Origin of the sequence: Lysobacter antibioticus (assembly GCF_000731095.1) — a bacterium.
In the GTDB taxonomy this organism is placed as follows: Bacteria; Pseudomonadota; Gammaproteobacteria; order Xanthomonadales; family Xanthomonadaceae; genus Lysobacter; species Lysobacter antibioticus_B.
This window is the reverse complement of sequence record NZ_JMTZ01000068.1, coordinates 38,468-62,502: the sequence shown is the minus strand read 5'-3', so window position 1 is coordinate 62,502 and position 24,035 is coordinate 38,468. Positions and strand designations below refer to the sequence as shown.

Sequence of the window (24,035 nt, the reverse complement as noted above, 5' to 3'; positions counted from 1 at the left end):
TGCCATGACAAGGAGGCCGAATCGGCCCTCCATCCACGGCAACTCAGGGCCGCGGACGCACCTAGCGCCGCATCGCACCGGACAGCAAGACCGTCCGGCCTTGGGCCGACGGCACCGCTGAGAGCAGAGCCGAGGCCACCGCCGACGCGTCGATGGGTTTGTAGTTCGCCGGGATCAGGAACCCCACTACCTTGCCGAGCGCGGAGCCCAGTACCTCGCCCTGCCGGGTCGGCTGCCCGAGCACCTCACGGTCTCCGACCAACAATGATGGACGGGCGAAGACCATGCCCTCGAACGGCATCGACGCCAAGGCGTCCTCCAGTTCGCCTTTTACCCGGCTGTAGAAGACCTTCGACTTGGCATCGGCGCCCATCGCGCTGACCAGCCCGACCCGCTTGGCGCCCGCGGCTAAGGCCGCCGTCGCCACCGTCAGGTTGGCGTCGTAATCGACGGCACGAAACGCCGCCTGGCTGCCGGCGACCTTGATCGTCGTGCCCAACGCCAGATACACCTCGTCCGAGCGTGGCAGATCAGGCAGGGCAGCGAAGTCGACGACGTGCGCCATTAGTTTGGGATGTTGCTCCGCCGGCATTCTGCGGCCGAGGCTGTGGACCAGGGCGACGCTCGGGTCGGCCAGCAGCCCGGCCAGAATCTCCCTGCCTACTAGACCGGTTACGCCTGCGACGATGACGGTGCGGCTTGGCATGACGAACTCCCATCGAGCGAGTTGGGATTCTGATCGGGTATCGGCTTGGCCGTCCAGAGCGACGGACTACTGCACTCACTCAGGATGGAACGTACTACGGCACGGATGGGCTGACAGCCTCGGCTACTCGGTCCAAATCGTCGGCCAAGCGATCGAAGCAGTCGGCAAGCGCCTGTGCGGAGAGGTAGATCACGTCGGGGCCACCCTCGCCTTGTGGCTCGGTGAGCTGGGCCAGCAAGCGGAGCTGGTCGCGAGTCTGGGCTAGGACCTGCTGGGCGGTAGCGGGCAGCAGGTAGTCGTGAGGCTTGGTAATAGGGGCGCGGCTTCCGTTTCGCATGAGCATCTCCCGAAGGTCATTGATCCATGACGAGAGGATTTTATTCTATTTTTGAATATTCTTAAAGAGGATACAGCATTCGTGCGGGCCTTCGGAAACCGCACCCATGCCAAGCAGCACGCTCTACACGAAAGAGAACGAGGTTCTCTCCCAACTCATCCGCGAAATGCGCAATGCAGCCGGCCTTACCCAAGCAGCCTGCGCCGAGGCGCTGGGCAAGCCGCAGTCCTATGTAAGCAAGATCGAGGGCGGAACCCAAAGGATAGATCTGATACAGCTTCGAGAGTACTGCGCTATATGCGGCGTAACTCTGACGACATTCGTAAAACGCTTTGAGGCGAATGTTTTGATCTCTTAGAAAACGGCCAAACGAAGCCTAATGTGACGCTTCTCTAGTCGTTCTAGCGAGTAAGCGACTTCGAATAACTTTGATCCTAATATCTTTCGGTTTCCAGCCAGCACTATTCGACTCCATCTCTAAAAATGACGACACCGGCTATATCTGGATACCGCTGCGCAACCTCATCTCTCAAGGTTTCGTATTCAAAAAAGCTTTGAGCAGATGCCATATCTCGCGCAACACGAAACATATGCGGCAACTCAGTGAACAGCGTGTCCGGCAGCAATGAAATAGAACTAATCCCTATTTCATTATCTTCCGCCAAGTCTCGCAACCGTACCAATCCATTTAAAAGTAGTTCTGGAGATCCGAAAGCGGGCCGTATTCCCAACCCACGCGAACATAGCAAACAGTGCAAAGCGATCGAATGCATTCTATGTGTATCAAAGGATTGGTCATCGAGCGCAGCCCGCACTGACTCAGCGTGCGCAATCGATATTCCCCATGACTCGGGCATCTGAGTGCCTTGCATAGCTAAAGACCTACATTTATAGGGGATACGGCTCGGATCATCGAGATGGTTATAAAAAGCATATAACGCCGGCCAACCAAGCTCTTCCGCCGAGGCTATTAGTCGATCTATCTGCCGAACAGCGGGCTTTCGTCTGCCAATTGCTCGGCTGATCTCTGGATAATTCACATCAGATAGATCGAGCAACTTGGCCTGAACAAGCATAGGAATTGAGTACTTACCATCGGCACTAATAAACGCCCAAGCCCAGTCTGCACCAACTCTTCCCTCTTCACGCTTGTTAAAGGCAATTATCGACAAATCACCTGGATAGTTATTAGCCAGATCCCCAAGAATTGTCTCAGTAATTGACTCCTCACCAAATGGCAAGCGATGCCGCTTGACTGCTGCACGTCTCGCCCAAACAGTACGAGAAGCATCTAAGAGAGCTAGCTGCTCAGGCGTTAAAGTGTAGTGCACTCCACCCTCCACCAAATCATATTATTTTATGGCCGCATATTTGACGGAGTAGCGCATTTGCTTAAGATTCCTGACGCACATAACGAGACCAACCTGAGCAAAGAAAGGCAACTTTTCTTTTGCGACCCCTCTCATGGTCGCCAGCACGATTGTCGCATCCGACCGTTTCGCACTTTCGCGAAACCACACCGCATTAAAACCTGGTCGGTCGACAATATCACCCACAGCAGCAACAAAAGGCGGATGAGATGCCACTAGCTGCCCAGCAACGACTGCCTGCTGAAATAAATGACTAAGGTGTTGCGATTTTCCGCCCCAAGATTTAACACAGACCATTGCCCCATCGAATCGCAGCAAATCGCAAACCTCGATAGAGCTGCGCCCCGTAACATGTAGCAGCTTCCTATCCAGATAGAAATATCTTGAAGCGAAATCCCTGCCCATTCGCTCATTATACCCCCTCTCACTCTCACCGGACTTAAGCCTTGGGAAAGCGATATTATCCACATCGATGTCGGCAACAGCCCTTGCGACTTCTTCAACAAAATTTGAATCTACTTTGTACCACTTCCCATTCTGAGTAATGTATTTGCCGGATCCAAATTTTATAGTTGCATTTATGCACCTTCTGAGTGGCCACTTTGTAATGAGATGATTATTCCCAGTTTTATAAGCATAAACAAAAGCAGCATCAAGCACTGCCTTTGTAACGCTTCCATGTACATGTGCATTGCGCCAGTCTATTGGATCCAACGGCTCTGATACCGGCATATGCTTCCGCCCCGCTTTAGCGTACGAAAAAATATCGTACTCATCCCAAGCCAAGAAGTCAGGAATTGATAAGGTAATCGATTTAACTCGCAACGAAAGCGCACGAACCAATCTTTTCTCCAACCCCGCAATTACACCACCGTCCAAAACCGGCTTTATCTTCCCAAACCAACTAAAATTTTTCGAAACTGCATCCATCCCATGCTGACGGAGAATTCGCCTGCAAAAAGAGGCAATGTCGTCGTCGGCGAGATCTATCGTCCCTTTGAAAGAATCGCCTCCTACGACTGTATTGCCGAACTTGTAAGACCCATCAACCTTAGCCTTGACTCCACGCAGCATGTCCTGCTCAACGTCAAGTCCAAAGCGACTAATATCGTCAGTGTCTGGTATTTGCTCTATTGCCTGGATGGATGAGTCCGCAATTCTGTCACGTCGAATAGAGACTAATGAATTCTGCTCAGCTATATTAAGAACACATCTTGTTCCAAAATCCGGCACAACCTTCGCATTAGCGACTTTTTGCCACGCGTGACCAAAAGTAATTACGAACCAACGCTGCTTTTTACGAAAAAATAACAATGCTTGCGGCGACGAAGATTGCCCGGCATCTCCTAAATACCCCGCCGCAAACTTTAGCGACTTAAGCCAATCAGGCTCAGCACCGCTCATTTTGTAATATAGATCCGAGTAATTATTACGGCCAACCGGCACTCGAAACAAAGGCCTGAAGCCTGCCAGATCTATCTCTTTGAACGGGACTACCCCCTTCTCAAGAAGATATACATTCAGCGAAAGCGGACGCTTCATGCTCCTCCCCTTACCCACCCCAGTAAACTACGGGCACAAAAAAGCTCGCTAAGAGCGAGCCTTTGGCTGACCTGAACAGGGACACCCCGAGAAATTTATCGCGCATTATGCCTGCGCTTTTTATCAACACCCTCTGGCACATGAGTATGTTGCCTCAATTAATCTGTCCTTACAGGATCCATTAACGAAGAACACACGTTTTTCCGGTCACTCATGCGGCCTTCGATTGAATTGACCTCTAGCGCCTGCACGTCGACGACACTACGGCAACTGCGGATGTGCTCCTGGGACAATGCCTCGATCTCAGCGGGAGCGCGGGCAATTCGCCGTTGTTACCTTTCCCGTAATCTGAGCTCGACGGCCTATCTAGCTGCCTAAGCAGCTGAGCAAACAACACCTCATCACGCCATCATTCTAGGCCCACCCTGCCCTGTAACCCACTGACTCCGCGCCTGCTCCCACTGCTCTCGCTGCGTCTGCTCGCTCTGCGCCAACCGCGTCGTTTCCACTTGCTTGTAGCGGTCTTCCACCGGGTCGACAGGGCGTCGGCGGTCTTCATACTGGCAAGGTGTGCGGCGGGGTCGGGGTTGGCGTGGCCGACGCGGTAGACGTGCACCATCTCGCCCGGGGCCAGGTTCGCGGTGGGTGGGTTGAAGACCAGGCGGATGTCGTCCTTGGGGTCGAACTTTTTCTCCACCGCCAGGGCCAGGGCACTGGCGGTCATGCGCTCGCTTTGTTGATCCCAAGTTCAAGCAATCTGAACAGAACCTCGAAAGGAATCAATCCGACATCAAAACTTCCACCTCATGGCATCGGCGGCTCGGTCATGCGAGCGAGTATCTTGGGAAGGTCGCGATGCAGGGCCGATTGCTTTTTCAACCCCCTATGCACTGCCTTGGTGACTTTTGGATCGGCAAGCCGGGCCTCGCGGGCTTGCTCGAGCACCGCTCCGGGCGGCGCTGGGTTGATGCGGCCGTCATAGATCTCCAGGCCATCGCAATTGAAGATGCGGATCGGGATTTCTGATTGACCGCGCACACGGTCCAAGTTGCTTGGCATGTTCTCGTAGCACTGCTTACGAAAGGTTTCTTGGTGATAAAGACCGTGACCGTCCCTGAGGAAGCCACTCAGGAAGCGCGCATCGACGGCGAGTTCGCTCTCCAATCTATGCACGGCCACCACTCGGACTTGAACTTCATAGCTCTCGACCTGCAGGAACCGTATCTGGCCGAGCAGGCTTTCCGCGTCGCTCAACGTGGTATCGATGATGATGTTTTTACGGCCTCGAACCGCCACCTCTTGCAAGGCGGCGGCCCATAGACCGACATCATGGTCGGTATCGAGAGGCCAGGTGTATGGGCTCGCATTGCGCAGTTCACGCACATCCGGCCAATAGCTGCGGAGCCTGTCCGGGTCGATCATGATCGGATCATGGCCCAGGTCTGCTTTCGCCATGCCTATCAGGGCGCTTTTCCCTGCGCCCGGCTGGCCCACCAAGAAGATCGCCTTGGGTTGGGAGTGGGATGCGGCCTGCTCCATGCCGCTATCGGGAACGATCCGATCCCAGAAAATCATCTCGCCGATCCTTATGTCCAACGCGCGCTCTTGGGAGGTCATTCGAATGCCTTCTTGTGCAGCTTGAAGTAACGCCCAAGCCCGTCAGGATCGCTGTCGAAGCTCAAGAGCGCGCGGCCCATCGTCGATCTTGCGCGTTCGGCCGCGTCGAACAACACGGGGTTTCCGTCGGCCCGCGCGGCTTCAAGCTGTCGAACGGCCTCTTGAAGGAAACAGTCGAGCCGGTTCTGAAGTGCCCAGATGGCCTCGTCCAACGGCTGCACTCGGGGCGTCGGCGCTGCGAATTCATTCAAAACTGTTTGTAAGTTTTCGACATGCCCCGGGTAGTCCTTGAGCAATTCGCGCAACCTGAGCGGGACTTCCGGGGGCGTCAGCTTGGCCTTGAATATCCACATGCGGCGTCCTCTTCCTGAGTGGGGCATTGGGGCCGGATAAAAGTCCCCTATTCCGGGGCTTGGTTGCAAGCCCCGCGTGCGGTTATCGCCGCAGATTTCTCGATTATTTTTGCCGAATGCAGGTTATGCGCAACCACGGGTTGCGGTTATGTCGATTCGAGTCTGTGTGCGACGTTCGCCGTGCGCGACTAATGTACCAACCGACCTCCCGCACTTATTCCTCGAAGCGGGTCAGGCCTTCGCGATTGCGTTCGTAATGCCGCAGCAGCGGAAACGGCGGCAGCCAGGATTCGCGGCGCACGGTCCACAGCTCATACGTCGGTTGGAATTGGTCGGGGGCGTCCAATGCGCCCAGGTTCACTTCGACTTCGTCGCCGCTGCGGCCGAACACGGGCGAGCCGCAGTGCGGGCAGAAGTGCCGGCCTCTGTAATCGCGGGTTTCGCCTTCGACGATCACTGCTTCTTCGGGAAAGATCGCCGAGGCGTGGAACAGGGCGCCGTGGTGTTTGCGGCAATCGAGGCAGTGGCACAGGCCGACCCGGTAGGGGCGGCCCGTGGCCACGATGCGGACGTTGCCGCACCAGCAGCCGCCGGTGTATCGATCCATGGGGCACCTCGTTCGAAGTCGACCGACGCCTTGTTTACGACGAACGCTGCGGCGCTGCAACCGCTGGCCGCGGGAAGTGCCTTAGCCGCGCCAGTTGGCGTGCGTGCTCCAGAACGCGACGCTGCGGCGGTAAGCCTCGCGGTCCAGCGGCACGCCGGAGCCGCCCTCTTCCACGCCCAGGGCGTTGCGCATCATGGTGATCGGGGCCATCGGGGTTTCGACGGGTTCGGCGGTGTACATGCAGCCGACCACACCCCAGTCGGCATCGGTGACGGTGCCTTCCTTGGCCAGTTGTTCGCGGCTGTAGAGGATGACGATGAGGTATTCGGCCACCGGCGGGTCGAGGCCTTCGAACCAGCGCACCAGCACCGGCAGTTCGTCCTTGGTGCGGGCGTCGTAGTCCGAACGCAGCAGCTGGCGGTTGGCCTCGGTGATCGGCACCGCGAGGCAGCGGGTGCTGGTCCAATTGCGGTGCACGTGCAGTTTGCAGAACGGGGCGTAGCCGTCGAGCACCTGCAGCGGCGGCGCGTCGTTGAGGTGGCGCTCGAACTGTTCGGGGGTGATGTCCTGGATGGTGTTGCGGCGCGGCTCGCGCGGGAACAGGCGGGCGCGGGCGAAGTCGGTGAGGATGATGGTCATGGCCGCATTATCGAGCAGCCGGGGCTTCGGGGCATGGCGATGGCGGGCCGCGTGGTGCGGCCGTGCCGTGCGGCGTGCTGGCGCGGCGATCTGCTGCGCCCTCACCCCTGCCCCTCTCCCGCAAGCGGGAGAGGGGTTCATAGCGTGGGCTTGATGGGGCTACGCCTAGCGGTCGAGGTGCACTGTCGCGCAGGCGGCTGCCCTCACCCCTGCCCCTCTCCCGCGAGCGGGAGAGGGGTTCAATGCGTGGGCTTGATGGGGCTACGCCTAGCAGTCGAGGCGCGTTGTCACGCAGGCGGCTTCCCTCACCCCTGCCCCTCTCCACCAAGCGGGAGAGGGGTTCGATGCGTGGGCTTGGCGGGTTGGCGACTTCAGTTCCTGCGGAAGAAGTCCAGGGTCCAATGCAGCAAGGTGCCCGAGCCACCGGGGACGTCGTCGGTGACGCGCAGCTTCCAGACGCCGTTGGCCACTTTGCCGGTGAGGTCGAGGGTCTGTTCCGGGCTGGGGCTGATCGGGCCGTTGCTGTGGTCGCGCAGCAGATAGGCCTGGCCGTCGGGCGCGATCAGTTCGACTTTAAGGTCGGTGCGGTGCGGGTGGCTGAGGCGGTAGACGATGCGCGCGATGCCGCCGTTGCCGTTCAAGCCGGCGACGGTGAGCGGGCTGTCGACGACGCTGTTGTCGTTGATGAGGTAGTCGGCCGGGTTGGCGAACAGCGCACGCGGGCGGGCGTCGTAGCCGTCGCCGTAGGTGGCCATGACGCTGGCGCCGGTCATGTCGGTGCGGGCTTTCAGGCGCAGGAAGTAAGTGAGCGGGAAGTCGGCGTGCGGGTCGCGGTCGACTCGGCAGAAGGTGCTCCAGACGCCGCTGGTCCGACAGTGGTATTCGGTATCGGTCGGCGGCGCGCCTTCGCGCACGTACAGCGTGCCGGCGCCGGTGCCGGGGCCGAACTGGGTGTTGAGGTAGAAGTCGGGCGCGCTGCCTTCGGGCTTCATGATGTTGAACAACAGCGACTCGCCCGCTTTCAGGGTCAGGCCGACACGCGTGAGGTCGTTGGCCAGGCGGTTGGGATCGATGTACGGCAGCACCGTCAGTTGCACCGGCAAGCGGTGGGTCGCCGATGCGGCGGTGCCGACCACGGTCGCTTCGTAAGTCCCGGCCGGCGCATCGGCGGAGGCGTTGAAGGCGATGCTGGTGGGGCCGTAAGGGTTGACGACCGCTGGGCTGAAGCTGGCGCTGACGCCCGGCGGCAGGCCTTCCATCGAGAAGGCGATGGCTTGGTTCCAACCGTGCAGCGGGCGCGCGTTGATCTCCAGCCAGCCGCTGATGCCGGCCTGTTGGGTCACCGCGACGAGGGCGCGGCTGCGGCCGATCGTCCACATGGTGAAATCGGGCGCCGGGTTGACATAGAGGTCCAGCGGCAGGCTGCGGGTGATCGCGCCCGAGGTGCCGGTGACGGCGATCGGGTACTTGCCCTGCACCGCTTGCGCGGAGGCCTTGAAGGTCAGGGTCGAGTTCACCGCCGCCTTGGCGCCCGGGCTGACCGGGTTGAGGCCGAAGCTGGCGGTCACGCCCGCGGGCAAGCCGGTCACGCCCAGGGTCACAGGGTCGTTGAAGGCATTGCCGGTGACGGTGACAGGCAATTGGCTGCTGCGGCCAAGGTAGGTGATGTGCTGGGTGCCGGCGATGCTCAGCTTGAAGCCGGCATCGGTGGTGACCGTGAGGTTTGCGGTGGTGCTGCGCACGAGCTTGTCGTACTTGCCGCTGACGGTGATGGGATAGGTGCCGGCCGGCACGCCGGCGCCGATCGCCAGGGTGAGCTTGGAGCGCGCATTGCCGCTCGGCGGCGGGCTGATCGTGGCCGGCGAGAAGCTGGCGGTGACGCCCGCGGGCAAGCCCGATGCGCTGAGCGTGGCGGGCCGGCTGAAGCGGTCGATGCTGGTCACGACGACATAGGCGAAGACCGAGCTTTCGCGGCTGGTGGCCACGTTGCCGGGGTCGATGCCGAGGCTGAAATCGCCGAAGGTGCTGGTTGCCGAAGAAGCTTTGGTCTGTGCATGAGCGCCGGTCGTCGTCGCCAACGCCAGCACAGCAATGACGCAGGCATGCCGAGCGAACGCGCGCAGCCGCTGCAGGGGGATAGCCATGAGGCCACTCCTGAAAGATGAGGGTGAAAGATGACCGAGCCGTGATGGCGGCCGGCGACGTAACGCGCGGCGATACCTTGACGCGCGGCGATCTTGGCAGAACGCCTATCGGCCTAATGAGAAAGCCGGCATGGTTTTAGATGCGTGAACGGGCCTGCCGCACGGTCTGAGCGATAGTTTGCGGGCGGCGCTGCTTTTGGCTTTCGTGCGGGCCGTTGTTTGCCAGCCTGCGTTGTGGGGTTGGCGTGATATGCGTCGCGGATTGGGCTGACGCTGTATTGGGAGCGATGCGCGGCGTTTGGATGGGTGGAGAGTGCGGCGAGCGGGTGTTTTGTTTTTCTGCTGAAGCTAACTATTGCCTGGACGGGTAAAAGCGGCGCTCGCAAAGGAAGAAACTGCGGCGGGTGGCTACGGCAGCGGCTTCGGCGGTGGCAGTTGGAAGTTGTTGCATGCTCTGGTAAAGGCAAATCCTAAAGGCAAATCCCCCCTACCCCCCTTTTTCAAAGGGGGGAAAGCTTGGGGCGACGGCAACTATCGGCAGAACTCGTCCCCTTTAAAAAGACCCGGGCAAACTCGTGCCCTTTGAAAAGACCCGGGCAAACTCGCCCTCTTTTAGAAGACCCGGGCAAGCTCATTCCCTTTGAAAAGATCCGGGCAGAACCATCGCCCCCTTTGAAAAAGGGGGCGGGTGCCGGCGTGGCGTGTTTGAGGTGGATGCAGCTGCGCCGGGGGATTTGATCTGGCTTCTATCGCAGCAGCCACTCCACGCAGCCCCTCGCAATCGAATCGAACAGCCAAAAAACAGGCCCGCATCGGCGGGCCTGTTCGGGTTCGACGATGCGCCGCGCTTACATGTTGCGACGGTATTCGCCGCCCACGTCGTACAGGGCGTGGCTGATCTGGCCGAGGCTGTGGGTCTTCACCGCTTCCATCAGGCTGGCAAACACGTTCTTGCGGTCGCGCGCGGCGGCCTGCAGGCTGCGCAGGCCTTCGCTGGCGTAGGCGTTGCGGCCCTGCTGGTACGACAACACGTTGTCGATCTGTTGGCCCTTCTCGCCTTCGGTCGAACGGATCAGTTCGATCTCGGTGACGATGTCGCCGCCGTGGTCCTTCGGCAGGAAGGTGTTGACGCCGACCAGCGGCAGGCTGCCGTCGTGCTTCTTGTGCTCGTAGTACAGGCTCTCTTCCTGGATCTTGCCGCGCTGGTACATGGTGTCCATGGCACCGAGCACGCCGCCGCGCTCGCTGATGGCTTCGAACTCCTTGTACACGGCCTCTTCGACGATGTCGGTGAGGTAATCGACGGCGAAGCTGCCCTGCCAGGGGTTCTCGTTGAAGTTGAGGCCCAGCTCCTTGTTGATGATCATCTGGATCGCGACCGCGCGGCGCACGCTTTCTTCGGTCGGGGTGGTGATGGCTTCGTCGTAGGCGTTGGTGTGCAGGCTGTTGCAGTTGTCGAACAGCGCGTACAGGGCCTGCAAGGTGGTGCGGATGTCGTTGAACTGGATCTCCTGCGCGTGCAGGGAGCGGCCGCTGGTCTGGATGTGGTACTTCATCATCTGGCTGCGCGGGTCGGCGCCGTAGCGCTCGCGCATGGCGCGCGCCCAGATGCGGCGGGCGACGCGGCCGATGACGGTGTACTCCGGGTCCATGCCGTTGCTGAAGAAGAACGACAGGTTGGGCGCGAAGTCGTCGATCTTCATACCGCGCGCGAGGTAGTACTCGACGATGGTGAAGCCGTTGCTCAGGGTGAAGGCGAGCTGGCTGATCGGGTTCGCGCCGGCTTCGGCGATGTGGTAGCCGCTGATCGACACCGAGTAGAAGTTGCGGACGTTCTTGTCGACGAAGTACTGCTGGATGTCGCCCATCATGCGCAGGGCGAACTCGGTGCTGAAGATGCAGGTGTTCTGGGCCTGGTCTTCCTTGAGGATGTCGGCCTGCACGGTGCCGCGCACGCTGGCGAGGGTGCGGGTCTTGATGGCTTCGTAGGTCTCGGCGTCGACGACCTGGTCGCCGGTGACGCCGAGCAGGCCCAGGCCGAGGCCGTCGTTGGTCTCGGGCAGCAGGCCGCTGTACTGCGGGCGCTTGCGCCCGGCGAACATCGCTTCGATCTTGTCGTGGGCGGCGTCCCAGCGGGCGCCGTCCTCGCGCAGGTATTTCTCGACCTGCTGGTCGATGGCGGTGTTCATGAACATCGCCAGCAGCACCGGCGCCGGGCCGTTGATGGTCATCGACACCGAGGTGGTCGGCGCGCACAGGTCGAAGCCGGAGTACAGCTTCTTCATGTCGTCCAAGGACGCGATGTTGACGCCGGAGTTGCCGATCTTGCCGAAGATGTCCGGACGCACCGCCGGGTCTTCGCCGTACAGGGTGACGCTGTCGAACGCGGTCGACAGGCGCGCGGCCGGCTGGCCGACGCTGAGGTAATGGAAGCGGCGGTTGGTGCGCTCGGGCGTGCCTTCGCCGGCGAACATGCGGATCGGGTCTTCGCCGGTGCGGCGGTACGGATACACGCCGCCGGTGTAGGGGTAATAGCCCGGCAGGTTTTCCTTCTGCAGGAAGGTCAGCAGCTCGCCCCAGCTCTTGTAGGTCGGCGCGGCGATCTTCGGGATTTTCTGGTGGCTCAGCGAGTCGCGGTAGTTCTCGACCCGGATGACCTTGTCGCGGACCTTGTACTCGTTGACGTCGTCGGTGATCGACTTCAGGCGCGCGGGCCAGTCGCGCAGCAGCTTCAATGCCTCGGAGCTGAGGGACTGGACGGCGTCGTTGTAGCGCTGGCGCAGGGTGACGAGGGTGCGGTCGACGGCCTTTGCCGGCGGCGTCGCGTCTTGGGTCGCGGCTTGCGCCGCTCCTACCCCGGGAGCCGCCAGCAGGGCTTCAGCCGCATAGAGGTCGAGCTGCTTCGGCAACTCCGGGTCGTCGAGGTCGTGCAGGGATTGCCAATACGACTGTGCGCGGTCGGCGACGTCGGCCTGGGTTTCGATCTGACGGTTGATGCCGCGGCCCTGTTCGGCGATCTCGGCGAGATAACGCACGCGGCTGCCGGGGATCAGCACGGTGGCGCGCGGTTCCTTGAGCGAGGTGTCGACGTCCGGGGTCCACTTCTCGGCCGGCAGCGACAGCTTCTCGCGCAGCAGGCGGCACAGGTTGACGAACATCCAGCTGATGCCGGGGTCGTTGAACTGGCTGGCGATGGTCGGGTAGACCGGGACGTCCTCGTCCTTGGTCTGGAAGGCGACGCGGTTGCGCTTCCACTGCTTGCGCACGTCGCGCAGCGCGTCTTCGGCGCCGCGCTTGTCGAACTTGTTCAGCACGACCAGTTCGGCGAAGTCGAGCATGTCGATCTTCTCGAGCTGGCTCGGTGCGCCGAAGTCGCTGGTCATGACGTACATCGGGAAGTCGACCAGATCGACGATCTCCGAATCGGACTGGCCGATGCCGGCGGTTTCGACGATGACCAGGTCGTAGCCCAGGCCGCGCAGGAAGCCGATGCAGTCCTTGAGCACGGTGTTGGTGGCCGAATGCTGGCGGCGGGTGGCCATCGAGCGCATGTACACGCGCGGGCTGCGCAGCGAGTTCATGCGGATGCGGTCGCCGAGCAGCGCGCCGCCGGTGCGGCGGCGGGTCGGGTCGACCGAGATCACCGCCATGCGCATGTCGGGGAAATTCGCCAGGAAGCGGTTGAGCAGTTCGTCGGTGACCGAGGACTTGCCGGCACCGCCGGTGCCGGTGATGCCGACCACCGGGGTCTTGCCGCCGGCGAGCTGCCACTGCTTGCGCAGGTGGGCGAGCTGGGTTTCGTCGAGCAGGCCCTCTTCGATCGCCGAGAGCATCTTGCCGATGGTGATCTCGTCGTCGATGGCGGCCGGCTTGTCCGGCGTGGTGTCGGCGATGCGGCCTTCGCTGGCGCGGCGGATGACGTCTTCGATCATCGCCACCAGACCCATGTGCATGCCGTCGTTGGGGTGGTAGATGCGCTCGACGCCGTAGGCCTGGAGCTCGCGGATTTCTTCCGGGGTGATGGTGCCGCCACCGCCGCCGAACACGCGGATGTGACCGGCGCCACGCTCCTTGAGCATGTCGACCATGTACTTGAAGTACTCGACGTGGCCGCCCTGGTAGCTGGACAGGGCGATGCCGTCGGCATCTTCCTGCAGCGCGGCGCGGACCACGTCCTCGACCGAGCGGTTGTGGCCGAGGTGGACGACTTCGGCGCCCTGCCCCTGGATCAGGCGACGCATGATGTTGATCGCGGCGTCGTGGCCGTCGAACAGGCTGGCAGCGGTGACGAAACGCAGCGGCGTGGCGTCGGGCTGTGCGGCAGGAATGTTGGCGGCGGTCGTGCTCATGGGCATCTCGGTACGCAGTACGGGCTGTGCGTATTGTAGCTCCGGGCGGCAGTTTCGGTCTGGCGGCCGGCCGTGCGGGGGCGAACGGTGGGCTCGCGAGCGGGTTTGGACAGGGTGCTTTGGGGTAGGAGCGGCGTCCTACTGGATTTCCTTCGGTCACAAGCCGCGACCGCGGGGTTGCCCGATAGCGGCGCGAAGATGAAGGCTGGCACAGTCGTCGCGGGCGACGCGAAAGGTCATTTGGTTGCAGGCGGTGACCGCGCGAGGGTGTTCGTGCGCGGTCGCGGCTCGCGCCGCTCCTACCCCGGTCCGCCGGCTTTTGGAGTAGGAGCGGCGCGAGCCGCGACCGCGGGGTTGCCCGATAGCGGCGCGAAGATGAAGGCTGGCACAGTCGTTGCGGAGGCCGCGAAACGCCATCCGGTTGCAGGCCGTGGCGACGCGATCGTGCAGGTACGCGGGCGCCGCTCGTGACCGAAGGAAATACAGTAGGACGCCGCTCCTACCCTTAAGCCAACGCGTGTCTGAACGTCTTGCGCTGCGAGGTCAACAGGCGTCACGGCAACCGCGTTGTCCTCGGTACCGGCGGGTGGCCGCCGGGTTCGAGGAGAACGGTATGGCTATGCGTCCTTTGATGGTGGCGGCGGTGTTCGCGGTGGCGTCGCTCGCAGGCGTGCATGCGCCGCAAGCGCAGGCGCGTGCGTATGTGGATGTGAACGTGCGGGTGGCGCCGCCTCCGCCGCGCTATGAGCGGGTGCGGGTGCGTCCGGGTTATGTGTGGGCGCCGGGGCATTGGCGCTGGGACGGCCGCGGTTATCGCTGGGTCGGCGGTCACTATGTCGTGGCGCGCCGCGGTTATGTCTACGTGGCGCCGCGCTGGCATCCCTATGGGCCGACCTGGCGTTTCCGCGACGGCTACTGGGTCCATCGTTGACGCCCGCCGGGTGTGACGCGTCGCGATATTGGACGCGTCACACCTTCCGCTGTCGCCGCATTCCTTCGCAGCGCCTTCGATGTTTCAAGACTTGACCGCGCGCGCGATGGCGTTGCGGCGGTCGGCATTGCCGGCATCGGACCGGTGCAGGTCGAAACTGGCGGTGGTGGTGGCATGGCCGAGGGCACGCGCGAGCGTCGCGGCCAGGGTCGCGCGGTCGTCTTCGAAGCCGCCATGCGAGGTCGCAGTCGAAGCATCGGGCGAGCCCGGCGGCAGGCCCGCGGTCGGCGACTGGATCCATTCGATGCGGCCGCTGTCGATCAGTTCGCGCAGTTCGGCATTGCCCTGCTCGCCGCCTTTTTCCAGGAACCGCGCCATGCCGAGCAAGGGCGTGCCGTGGCGGTAGGCGCGGTTGATCCAACTGCGCGCCTGGGTTTCCAGCGCATGCGCGACCAGATACAGCAAGGACTTGTGGTAGATGCCGGCGCAGTCGTCGTCGTTCTCGGCCTTGTCGGTCAGGGTGAACAAGGACAGACGCTTGATCGCGCCGCTGCGCAAGGCCGGGGCATAGGTCTGCAAGAACAGTTCGACCGTGATCGCCGGCGCCCACAAGGCTACGCTTTCGATCTTCAGGCCGAGGCCGCGCATGCCGACCGCGGGGCCGCCCGGCACGATGCCGTCGCAGGTCAGCAACTGCACCAGCGGCGCGAACAACACCGAGCCGGCGCTGTGCGCGGTCAGGTGCAACTCCACACTGGGATCGTGGTCGATCCATTCGCCGAGCAGGCGCGCGACCAAAGCCGCGCCGCCGGCTTCCTGGGCGCCGCCGTTGGCCAGCGCCACGCGTGCGGTGGTGGCAAGCAAGGCGTTTTCCTTCATCTCGTCCCACAGCAGCTTGCCGCCGGCGACGCGCGCCAGCGGTTCGAGCGTGTCGTCGAGACGGTCGAGCAGCAGGTCCTTGGCCTTGTCGACGATGCCCTCGCTGCGCGGCCGGGCGACGTCGCGCAGGATGTTGCCCAGGGTGCTCCAAACGTCGCTCTTCCAGACGAAGGCGAGCGGATAGACCTGCCGGTCGAGCAAGGTTTCGCGGTAATCGGCGACGCGCTGGATCGCGCTCTGCTCCGGCACCAGGCCGCCGTGGGCATACAGCATGACGCGCTTTTTGTTCCAGCCGGCGGTGATGCGCGGCAGGTCGTCGCGGATCAGGTTGCGCACGTTGTCGAGGGTGGTGCCGAAACGGCCGCCGTCGCGCAAGGCGCCGTCGTTGCCGAGGCTGACGATGTGCGGGCGCAGATCGGCCTGCGAATAGCCGGTCGACTGGCGGGCGACGCTGGAATGATTGATCGCGCTAGACTGCGCCCTGTGCAGCCGCACCGGCACCGCCAGCCGCGCGACCCACACGTCGGTGCCGCGCTCCAGCCATTCGTCGTAACCGATATAGCCGTAGCCGCCGCGGCCCCAGTCCTTGCCCCAGGAGTTCTGGATCCAGAAACCGCCTTCGTCGTAACCGACGATGGCGAAGGCGTGATAGCCGGCGAGTTCCTGCTGCGCCCAGACGATGCGGCCGCGCGCCGGGTCGTCCCAACCTTCGTGCACCGCGCTCGATGCGTACAGCACGCCGACTTCGGCGAAGGCCGCGTGCATCGCCACCAGGTCTTTGTGGTTGACCCGGAAATAGGCGCCGAGCGGGCGCTGCGCGGCATCGCGGGCGCGCGCTTCGGTGTAGGTCTCCATCGCCGTGCCGGACTGGTAGGGCCAGGCCTTTTCCGTGCACACGCCGTGGTGGTGCCAGCCCTTCATGGCGCCGCGGCAACTGGAACCGGAATAGCTTTCGCCGCGCCATTCGTCGTAACGGCGCGCCATGTCGTAGAACATGCGGGTGCTGACCGCGGCCAGCTTGGCGCGCGGCGCACGCTTGCGCAGCAGGGCGTGGGCGACGGCGGCCAGGCCGAACGCGGTGCAAGCGCCTTCATCGCCCTGGTCGAGCACCGGCAGACGCAGTTTCAGGTGCTCCGACAGCGGAATGCGCACCGGCACGTCGATCAGGGTCGGCTCGAACATGCGGTCGCGAAAATCGGCGGTGTCCGGACGCGCATCGAGTAAGCGGCGCCGCGCCGCACTGCGCTCGACCCGCCCGGCACCGGCCTTCGGCGTGACTTCGAGCTCGGACTCCTCGAAGGCCTCGTGGCGAAGCGTGGTGCCGGTGTGTGCGCGGCGCGCGGTTTTGCGGGCAATGGTCATGACGGGTCCTGAAAATATCGATTCGCAATGCAGGAAACGGCCTGGCCGCGCCGCGGCGGACAAAGGTCCGCCGCGAACGCGGCGGGCTCGGTCGCGCCCGACGCGGACTGGCGGCGAAACGACAACAACGGCAAAGCGCGCGCCGCGGGCTCGGTCGCGGCCCGGGCCGGCCGACGCGCAGCGATTGTGGCTGTGCGAGTCGGTCGCGCCGATGACAGCCGCGGCCGCGGCCGCCATGGCGATCGGCGCCTGTGCGATGCGCTGGCCGAACGCGCCGAAAGCCGCCGTAAACCCGTCTGCGCAGGCCCTCACGCGGCCCGTTCCAGCCACGATTGCCCCGCCCCTGCAATACCTAGCCGTATTGCCCGATTGCTTTAGACTACGGCCCCTACGGCGGGCCCCAGCGGTTGCGGCGTACAGGCGAATCCATTTCCATTCAACGACTTACCACCACCAGGCGTCCTTAGCGCTTCGCGCAATGCCGCGCCGGTCCGGAGCACCCGATGATTTTCGAAACCCTCGACACCTTCGGCCACGAGCAGGTCGTGTTCTGCCATAACAAGGACGCCGGCCTGAAGGCCATCATCGCGATCCACAACACCGTGCTCGGCCCGGCGCTGGGTGGCCTGCGGATGTGGCCGTACAAGACCGAGCAGGACGCGCTCAACGACGTACTGCGTCTGAGCCGCGGCATGACCTACAAGAACGCGGTCGCCGGCCTCAACATCGGCGGCGGCAAGGCCGTGATCATCGGCGACCCGGCCGCCGACAAGTCCGAAGCGCTGTTCCGCGCCTTCGGCAAGTTCGTCGACTCGCTGGGCGGCCGCTACATCACCGCCGAAGACGTCGGCATCGACGTCAACGACATGGAATACGTGTACCGCGAGACCGAGTACGTCACCGGCGTGCACCAGGTCCACGGCGGCTCGGGCGATCCCTCGCCGTTCACCGCCTACGGCACCCTGCAGGGCCTGATGGCGGCGTTGAACAAGCGCTTCGGCGACGAGGAAGTCGGCAAGTACAGCTACGCCGTGCAGGGCCTCGGCCACGTCGGCATGGAATTCGTGAAGCTGCTCAAGGAGCGCGGCGCGAAGATCTTCGTCACCGACATCAACAAGGGCCTGGTCGACAAGGCCGTGTCGGAGTACGGCGCCGAAGCGGTGGGCCTGGACGAGATCTACGACGTGCCTGCCGACGTGTACTCGCCGTGCGCGCTGGGCGGCACCGTCAATGAGCAGACCTTGCCGCGCCTGAAGGCCAAGATCATCTGCGGCGCGGCCAACAACCAGCTGGCCAACAACGCCATCGGCGACGAAGTGTCCAAGCGCGGCATCCTGTACGCGCCGGACTACGCGGTGAACGCCGGCGGCGTGATGAACGTCGCGCTGGAACTCGACGGCTACAACCGCGAGCGCGCCATGCGCATGATGCGCACGATCTATCACAACCTCGGCCGCATCTTCGAGATCGCCGAACGCGACAGCATCCCGACCTACACCGCCGCCGACCGCCTGGCCGAAGAGCGCATCAGCGCGATCGGCAAGCTCAAGCTGCCGATGGGCCGGTCGACGCCGAGCTTCCGCGGACGCATCCGCAGCGGCCACTGAGCCACACCACGACGGGGCCCATCGGCCCCGTCGTCGTATCTGAGGTAGGGGTTCGCCCCGCTGCTGCGTTTTGCTGAATGCGCGCAAGCGCGTCGCCAGGTCACAGCACTAACGCGGCTTCCACCACAATCCGTGCAATGAACGGGATGCTCGCCATGCGCAAACATTTCATCGCAACCGCCGTGATCATGGCCGTCGCCGTCGCCGCCCAGGCGGGCGAAGCGGCGCCACCGGCCCAGGCTCATGGCGAAACCCTGGACTACGAGCGCCAGGAACAATGGCAGGCCGCGCGCGACAAGGCGCAGTCGCCGATCGACATCGTCACCGCTTCGGCGATCCCGGCCGCCGACAACGAGCCGCGGAGCCTGGAATTCACCCATACGCGCAGCGCGATCGACTCGGTCGAGGACAACGGCCACGCAGTTCAGGTGGACACTCACCTGACCGAGGCGACCATCCGCGGCCGTCATTTCACCCTGAGCCAGTTCCACTTCCACGCCCAGAGCGAGCACACCCTCGACGGCAAACACTTCCCGCTCGAAGGCCACTTCGTGTTCAAGGCCCAGGACGGACGCCTGGCCGTGGTCGGCGTGATGTATGCCGAAGGCGCCGCCAATCCGGTCGCCCAGCAGGTGATCGACGACCTCAAGCCGGGCAAGCGCGAAGCCGCACCGGCGCAGCGCGAGATCGATATCGAGGCGCTGTTACCGAAATCGCATGCCTACTATCACTACCTGGGCTCGCTAACGACCCCGCCGTTGTCGGAAAATGTGGAGTGGTACGTGCTGCCCGCGCCGGTGACGATGTCTAAAGCGCAGATCCAGGCGTTCCTGTCCCATTACCGCCGCAACAACCGCAACATCCAACCGCTCAACGGGCGGCCGCTGATTCGTTACGAGGGCTGATATGCGCAGTTTTCCCCTGGGTGAAGAGATCGATGCACTGCGCGATGCCGTGCGCCGTTTCGCCGAAGCCGAGATCGCACCGCGCGCGGAGCAGATCGATCATGACAACGCGTTCCCGCAGGACCTGTGGCCGAAACTAGGCGAGATGGGCCTGCTGGGCATGACCGTGCCGGGCGAATACGGCGGCAGCGAGATGGGCTATCTGGCGCATCTGGTGGCGATGGAGGAAGTCTCCCGCGCCTCCGGTTCGGTCGGCCTGTCCTACGGCGCGCACTCCAACCTGTGCGTGTCCAACCTCTATGCCAACGGCAACGAGGCGCAGCGCGCGAAGTACCTGCCGAAGCTGTGCAGCGGCGAGTGGAAGGGCGCGCTGGCGATGAGCGAGCCGGGCGCGGGTTCCGACGTGGTCGGCTCGATGAGCTGCCGCGCCGAGCGCAAGGGCGACGTGTGGGTCGCCAACGGCAACAAGATGTGGATCACCAACGGCCCGGAGGCCGACGTGCTGGTGGTGTACATGCGCACCGCGGGCAAGGACGCCGGGAGCAAGTGCATGACCGCCTTCATCGTCGAGAAGGGCATGAAGGGTTTCAGCACCGCGCAGAAGCTCGACAAGCTCGGCATGCGCGGCTCCAACACCTGCGAGCTGGTGTTCGAAGACTGCGAGATCCCGGCCGAGAACGTGCTCGGCGAAGTGCACCACGGCGTCAAGGTGCTGATGAGCGGCCTCAACACCGAGCGCCTGGTCCTGACCGGCGGCCCGCTGGGCCTGATGCAGGCCGCGCTCGACATCGCCCTGCCCTACGTGCGCGAGCGCAAGCAGTTCGACGTGGCGATCGGCACCTTCGGCCTGATGCAGGGCAAGATCGCCGACATGTACACCGCGCTGCAGTCGAGCCGCGCCTTCGCTTATCAGGTCGGACGCGACTTCGACGCCGGCTACAAGAGCCGCGTCGATGCGGCCTCGTGCCTGCTGCACGCCTCCGACGCCGCGGTGCAGGTGGCGCTGGAAGCGATCCAGACCCTGGGCGGCAACGGCTACATCAACGAGTACCCGACCGGCCGCATCCTGCGCGACGCCAAGCTGTACGCGATCGGCGCCGGCACCAACGAGATCCGCCGCATGCTGATCGGCCGCGAGCTGTTCGACGGCAAGAGCTGAATCTCGGGGTGTTTGGGTAAAGCAAAACGCCGTCGCGGTTGCGACGGCGTTTTTGTTTGGGGGCGGTGTTGGGGGCGCATCGCTATCGATTGAGCGTGAAGAGCAAGAGCAAATCTCCCCCAACCCCTCTTTTTCAAAGAGGGGAGCTTTTCTGCTGCGATGTGATGGTTCGTAGCGCTGCGCGGGTTGTCCTGCGCGGCAGCGCAGTTACGCCTCGTCCAGATCACACCGATCAACTCCCCTCTTTGAAAAAGAGGGGCTGGGGGAGATTTGCTTTGCCCGCCCCGCGCAGCGCCAGGAATCCATCACGCCGCACCAGGAGCCCCTCTCTTCGACAAAAAGGGGCTTTGGGGAACCCGCTCAGCCCCCCTTCCCTCAGAACGGCACCGACCACGTCGCGAACGCGCGCAAATAATCCTCGCCCCGCTCCCGGCGTTGATCGAAGTCGAAACGCAGCACGCTGCCGCGGCCGAAGCGGGTGCTCAGGCCCAGGCCGAACACGCCGACGTCGCGGGCCAAAGGCTCGCTGGCGATCGGCGACCACACGTCCAGGGCGGTGAAACGGGCGTCGATGAAATCGCCCGACTGCGCCAAAGTGCGCTGCCATTCGGTGCGGCCGTCCAGGGTCAGCAGGGCCGAACCGATCCGCCATTCGCGCTGCATCCGCGCGCCCACCAGCGCCTGCGTTGCGCTCAAGGTCGAGCCGCCGGCGCTGAGGCCGAAGCCGGCGGCGCCGGGTTCGTCGAAGCCGCTGCGGTCCAGGCGCACCGATTGCACGCCCACATACGGCGTGATCATGCCGTTCGCACTCTCGAAGCGGTGCCCAAGTTGCGCGTCGAGCTGCAAATAGCGATTGGCGTAACTCGTACCGACGCCGAAGTCGGCGGCACCGAGCATGACTTCGCGTTCGAGATGACGATCCATGCGCCCGAGCGCGGCGCGGCCCAGCAGATAATGGCCGCCGCGGCTCCAGGCCGCGTAGAACTGGCCCTCGATCTGGCGGTTGCGCTCGCGGTCGCGACGCAGTTCGTGGCGTGCGTAGCCATCGGTTTCGCTGAGCGCGGCGCCGTAACGCAGCTCCCCTTGGCGGCGGTCGTGGCCGACGATCCAGCCGGTCGCGTCGAGGTCGAAGCGGCCGGCGGTCGCGCGCTGGGCGTCGATGCGGTCGGCCCAGGCGCCGTCGCTCGGATGCAGATACTGCGCATCCAGGCGCGATTCCAGCGCGCGGCGGTTGCCTTCGATCGCCATCATCGCGAAGGCGGCGTCGGCGCTGTGCAGCTCGCCGGACAAGCTGGCCAGCGAGCGCTTGGCGATTTCCGGCGTGGCCGACTGCTGCAAGGCGCCGGCCGCGGCGCTGAAGGCGCCCTGCGCGCCGGGGCCGCCGCTGACGACCGTGTTGCGGTCGAGTTCGTCGAAGGCGCCGTCGACGCGTTCGGCGGCCGCGGCCGCGGCGCCCTGCACGCCCATCGATTGCGCGGCGGCGGTGATGTTGAGCGAGACGATGTCGAGCCAGGCCTGGGTGCTGCTATAGCCCGGCACCGCCACCAGGAACACGTTGGAGGCGGTCGTCAACGAGGCGAACGCGCCGCTGATGCTGCCGGCGTTGACGAAGACTTCGCGGCTGGAACGGGTATAGCCCGGCAACTGCCCGAGCACGTGGGCGTTGCCGGCCAGGCTCGCGCTGCCGGTCACTTCGAGCTTGGAGCCGATGAAGAACTGCAACTGCCCGGCCGCGGATTGCTGGTAGCTGTCGACGCGCAAGCTGGCGCCTTCCACCCGCACCGCCCCCTGGTTGTCGAGGCGGTTGCCGATGCGCGCGCCGTTGCCGCCGATCAAGCTGGCGCCCGAGCGCACCGTCGTCGGCGACACCGTCGAGGCGTTGTCGGCGAGCCGCAACACGCCGCCAGCGACGTCGGTGGTGCCGGTGTAGCTATGCGCGGTGGTGCTGTCCAGGCGCAGCGTGCCGCTGCCTTCCTTGATCAGGCCGCCGTTGCCGCTGAGCGGGTTGGACCAGGTCGAAGTACCGTCGAACGACACCCGCACATCGCCCCAGTCGAGCCGGCGCGGGCCGCGCACGGAGGCGCCGACATCGAGCAGGCCCTGGCCGAACACCGGGTCGACGCCGGGCGCGCCCAGGTCTTTGGCGTTGCCGAGCAGGGTCTGCCGCACCAGGTCGTTGTTGAAGTACGGGAATGCCTGCCAGACCAGCGCCGCGGCGCCAGACACCTGCGGCGCGGCGAACGAGGTGCCCTGGACGACCCAGTAGGTCGGGCTGCCGACCGCATCGTTGACGCCGGTCGCGATGACGTTGCCCGGTGCGACCAGGCAGTAGTTCATGGCGATGCCGCAGGCGTTGGAGTAGCTCGCCAGTTGGGTCGGGGTGTTGCTGTCGAGCGCGGCCGCGGCGATCCAGCCGCGTTCGAGCACGTTCGCGCCGGCGCCCTGGCTCGGCAGCGAGGCGTTGTCGGAAGGCTGCGGCTTGGCCTCGTTGCCGGTCGCGAACACGACCAGGCCGCCGTTGTCGATGAAGGGCTTGTAGGCGTTGATGAAACTGACGGTGACGTTGTCGCCGGTCCAGTACAGGCCGCCCCAGGAGTTGTTCATGATGCGCACGCCGGCGTTCATGAGATCGCGCGAGACGATGTCGAGCCCGCCGGCGTCGCGCGCTTCGTTGCCCTGGCCGGAGCCGTCGTCGTTCGGGCGCACGTCGGAAAGGATGCGCGCGGAGACGATGCTCGCGCCCGGGGCGATGCCGCCGGGCCAGTTGCCCACCGCGGTGCCGGCGGCGATCTGGGCGACATAGGTGCCGTGGCCGAGGACGTCGTCGATGGCGTGGTTGTTGGTGCGCGGATCGGTGTAGATCAGATGCGGGCCGACCCGCCCGGCCAGGGCCGGATGAGTGCGGCGCACGCCGCTGTCGACCACGCCGATGCGCACGCCCTGCCCGCTCAGACCGAGCGCATGCGCGGCACGCGTGTTGGTCAATGCCAGGTGGGCGTCGACCGCCGGCTGGGACGGACTCGGCGGCGGCGGCGTGGTCGGCGGCGGGTTCGCCGGCGGCGGTGTCGGGCGAACCGCGTCGCCGCCGCCTCCGCCGCCACCGCAGGCGCTCAGGATGGCCAGGCTCAGCGCACACAGCGCCAGCCGCGAACAGCATCGCGCTGCCGGTCCGAATCGTTTCATGGCTCAGCTCCCCGTCGGGGACGGCCCGCCGTTCGCACCCCTGCGACACGACCGCGCGTCGCCTTCGTTTTAATCCAAGCCGCGCGCAACGACAATCGAAACCGCTGGTTTTTCGCGCAGATTTCGCCAAACGATGCGCGCCATGACGCGCACTATCGGGGCCTACGCCGACCCGCGTCGGTACCTGTCCGCGCCTGCGCCGCCTCACCGCTGCGGATGTATTCGCCCAGCCCGCTGCGCCCGATCCGCAGTCGCCCGGCCAGCCCGAGCGGCCGAAACCGCCGGATTCGGCCCATTAGCGTTCAGCTGCCTGCCGGCTTCGTCGCGACCAGGAGATGGTCAATT

At 64.0% G+C, this 24,035-nt stretch carries 17 protein-coding genes and 1 pseudogene; 5 read left to right on the top strand and 13 right to left on the bottom strand.

What is annotated here, in order from left to right; all coding sequences use genetic code 11:
- Nucleotides 1-61: 61 nt before the first annotated feature.
- Nucleotides 62-706, bottom strand: coding sequence for a nucleoside-diphosphate sugar epimerase (locus EX88_RS0117975; protein ID WP_031373378.1), 645 nt, complete (start codon nt 704-706; stop codon nt 62-64).
- A gap of 94 nt (nt 707-800) precedes the next feature.
- Nucleotides 801-1,043, bottom strand: coding sequence for an XAC0095 family protein (locus tag EX88_RS27495; protein WP_152566342.1), 243 nt, complete (start codon nt 1,041-1,043; stop codon nt 801-803).
- Nucleotides 1,044-1,149: 106 nt separating this feature from the next.
- On the opposite strand from EX88_RS27495, the gene EX88_RS0117965 reads away from it, so the two are divergent.
- Nucleotides 1,150-1,401 (top strand): helix-turn-helix domain-containing protein, encoded by a 252-nt coding sequence (locus EX88_RS0117965; protein ID WP_031373376.1) that lies wholly within the window; start codon nt 1,150-1,152, stop codon nt 1,399-1,401.
- Nucleotides 1,402-1,504: 103 nt separating this feature from the next.
- Here the strand turns inward: EX88_RS0117965 and EX88_RS26140 are convergent, their stop codons facing one another.
- The 9 genes and pseudogenes from EX88_RS26140 to EX88_RS0117930 all read right to left on the bottom strand — a co-directional run bounded on the left by EX88_RS26140 (nt 1,505) and on the right by EX88_RS0117930 (nt 13,664).
- Nucleotides 1,505-2,374: a DUF6615 family protein gene (locus EX88_RS26140; RefSeq protein WP_152566341.1), complete on the bottom strand. Its 870-nt coding sequence runs from the start codon at nt 2,372-2,374 to the stop codon at nt 1,505-1,507.
- Between the two features lie 21 nt (nt 2,375-2,395).
- Nucleotides 2,396-3,955: a DUF6119 family protein gene (locus EX88_RS25410; RefSeq protein ID WP_152566340.1), complete on the bottom strand. Its 1,560-nt coding sequence runs from the start codon at nt 3,953-3,955 to the stop codon at nt 2,396-2,398.
- Between the two features lie 409 nt (nt 3,956-4,364).
- Nucleotides 4,365-4,688 (bottom strand): annotated as a pseudogene (locus tag EX88_RS23955) (hypothetical protein); the annotation flags it as partial.
- Nucleotides 4,689-4,759: 71 nt separating this feature from the next.
- Nucleotides 4,760-5,572, bottom strand: coding sequence for a zeta toxin family protein (locus EX88_RS0117955; protein WP_031373374.1), 813 nt, complete (start codon nt 5,570-5,572; stop codon nt 4,760-4,762).
- Entirely contained in the window at nt 5,569-5,925 is a 357-nt protein-coding gene (locus tag EX88_RS0117950; protein WP_051885268.1) for a hypothetical protein, read from the bottom strand. The genes EX88_RS0117955 and EX88_RS0117950 overlap by 4 nt, the downstream gene beginning before the upstream one ends.
- A 214-nt stretch (nt 5,926-6,139) precedes the next feature.
- Nucleotides 6,140-6,532, bottom strand: a complete 393-nt coding sequence (locus EX88_RS0117945) for a GFA family protein (RefSeq protein ID WP_031373372.1) — start codon at nt 6,530-6,532, stop codon at nt 6,140-6,142.
- 81 nt (nt 6,533-6,613) lie between these two features.
- Nucleotides 6,614-7,171: a DUF3228 family protein gene (locus EX88_RS0117940; protein ID WP_031373371.1), complete on the bottom strand. Its 558-nt coding sequence runs from the start codon at nt 7,169-7,171 to the stop codon at nt 6,614-6,616.
- Between the two features lie 371 nt (nt 7,172-7,542).
- Nucleotides 7,543-9,315, bottom strand: coding sequence for a proprotein convertase P-domain-containing protein (locus tag EX88_RS0117935; RefSeq protein ID WP_081931183.1), 1,773 nt, complete (start codon nt 9,313-9,315; stop codon nt 7,543-7,545).
- Between the two features lie 848 nt (nt 9,316-10,163).
- Nucleotides 10,164-13,664 (bottom strand): methylmalonyl-CoA mutase family protein, encoded by a 3,501-nt coding sequence (locus EX88_RS0117930; protein WP_031373369.1) that lies wholly within the window; start codon nt 13,662-13,664, stop codon nt 10,164-10,166.
- Nucleotides 13,665-14,277: 613 nt separating this feature from the next.
- On the opposite strand from EX88_RS0117930, the gene EX88_RS0117925 reads away from it, so the two are divergent.
- Nucleotides 14,278-14,595, top strand: coding sequence for a YXWGXW repeat-containing protein (locus EX88_RS0117925; RefSeq protein ID WP_031373368.1), 318 nt, complete (start codon nt 14,278-14,280; stop codon nt 14,593-14,595).
- An 84-nt stretch (nt 14,596-14,679) separates the two neighbouring features.
- Here the strand turns inward: EX88_RS0117925 and EX88_RS23950 are convergent, their stop codons facing one another.
- A complete protein-coding gene (locus EX88_RS23950) occupies nt 14,680-16,836 on the bottom strand; it encodes a C1 family peptidase (protein ID WP_081931181.1) in 2,157 nt (718 codons plus the stop codon).
- A 503-nt stretch (nt 16,837-17,339) separates the two neighbouring features.
- Here EX88_RS23950 and EX88_RS0117915 point away from each other — a divergent pair.
- The 3 genes from EX88_RS0117915 to EX88_RS0117905 all read left to right on the top strand — a co-directional run bounded on the left by EX88_RS0117915 (nt 17,340) and on the right by EX88_RS0117905 (nt 20,507).
- Nucleotides 17,340-18,443, top strand: a complete 1,104-nt coding sequence (locus EX88_RS0117915) for a Glu/Leu/Phe/Val dehydrogenase dimerization domain-containing protein (RefSeq protein WP_031373366.1) — start codon at nt 17,340-17,342, stop codon at nt 18,441-18,443.
- A 155-nt stretch (nt 18,444-18,598) separates the two neighbouring features.
- Nucleotides 18,599-19,348, top strand: coding sequence for a carbonic anhydrase (locus EX88_RS0117910; protein ID WP_031373365.1), 750 nt, complete (start codon nt 18,599-18,601; stop codon nt 19,346-19,348).
- A gap of 1 nt (nt 19,349) precedes the next feature.
- Nucleotides 19,350-20,507: an isovaleryl-CoA dehydrogenase gene (locus tag EX88_RS0117905; protein WP_031373364.1), complete on the top strand. Its 1,158-nt coding sequence runs from the start codon at nt 19,350-19,352 to the stop codon at nt 20,505-20,507.
- 375 nt (nt 20,508-20,882) lie between these two features.
- Here the strand turns inward: EX88_RS0117905 and EX88_RS0117900 are convergent, their stop codons facing one another.
- Nucleotides 20,883-23,690, bottom strand: coding sequence for an autotransporter serine protease (locus tag EX88_RS0117900; protein ID WP_031373363.1), 2,808 nt, complete (start codon nt 23,688-23,690; stop codon nt 20,883-20,885).
- Nucleotides 23,691-24,035 lie beyond the last annotated feature (345 nt).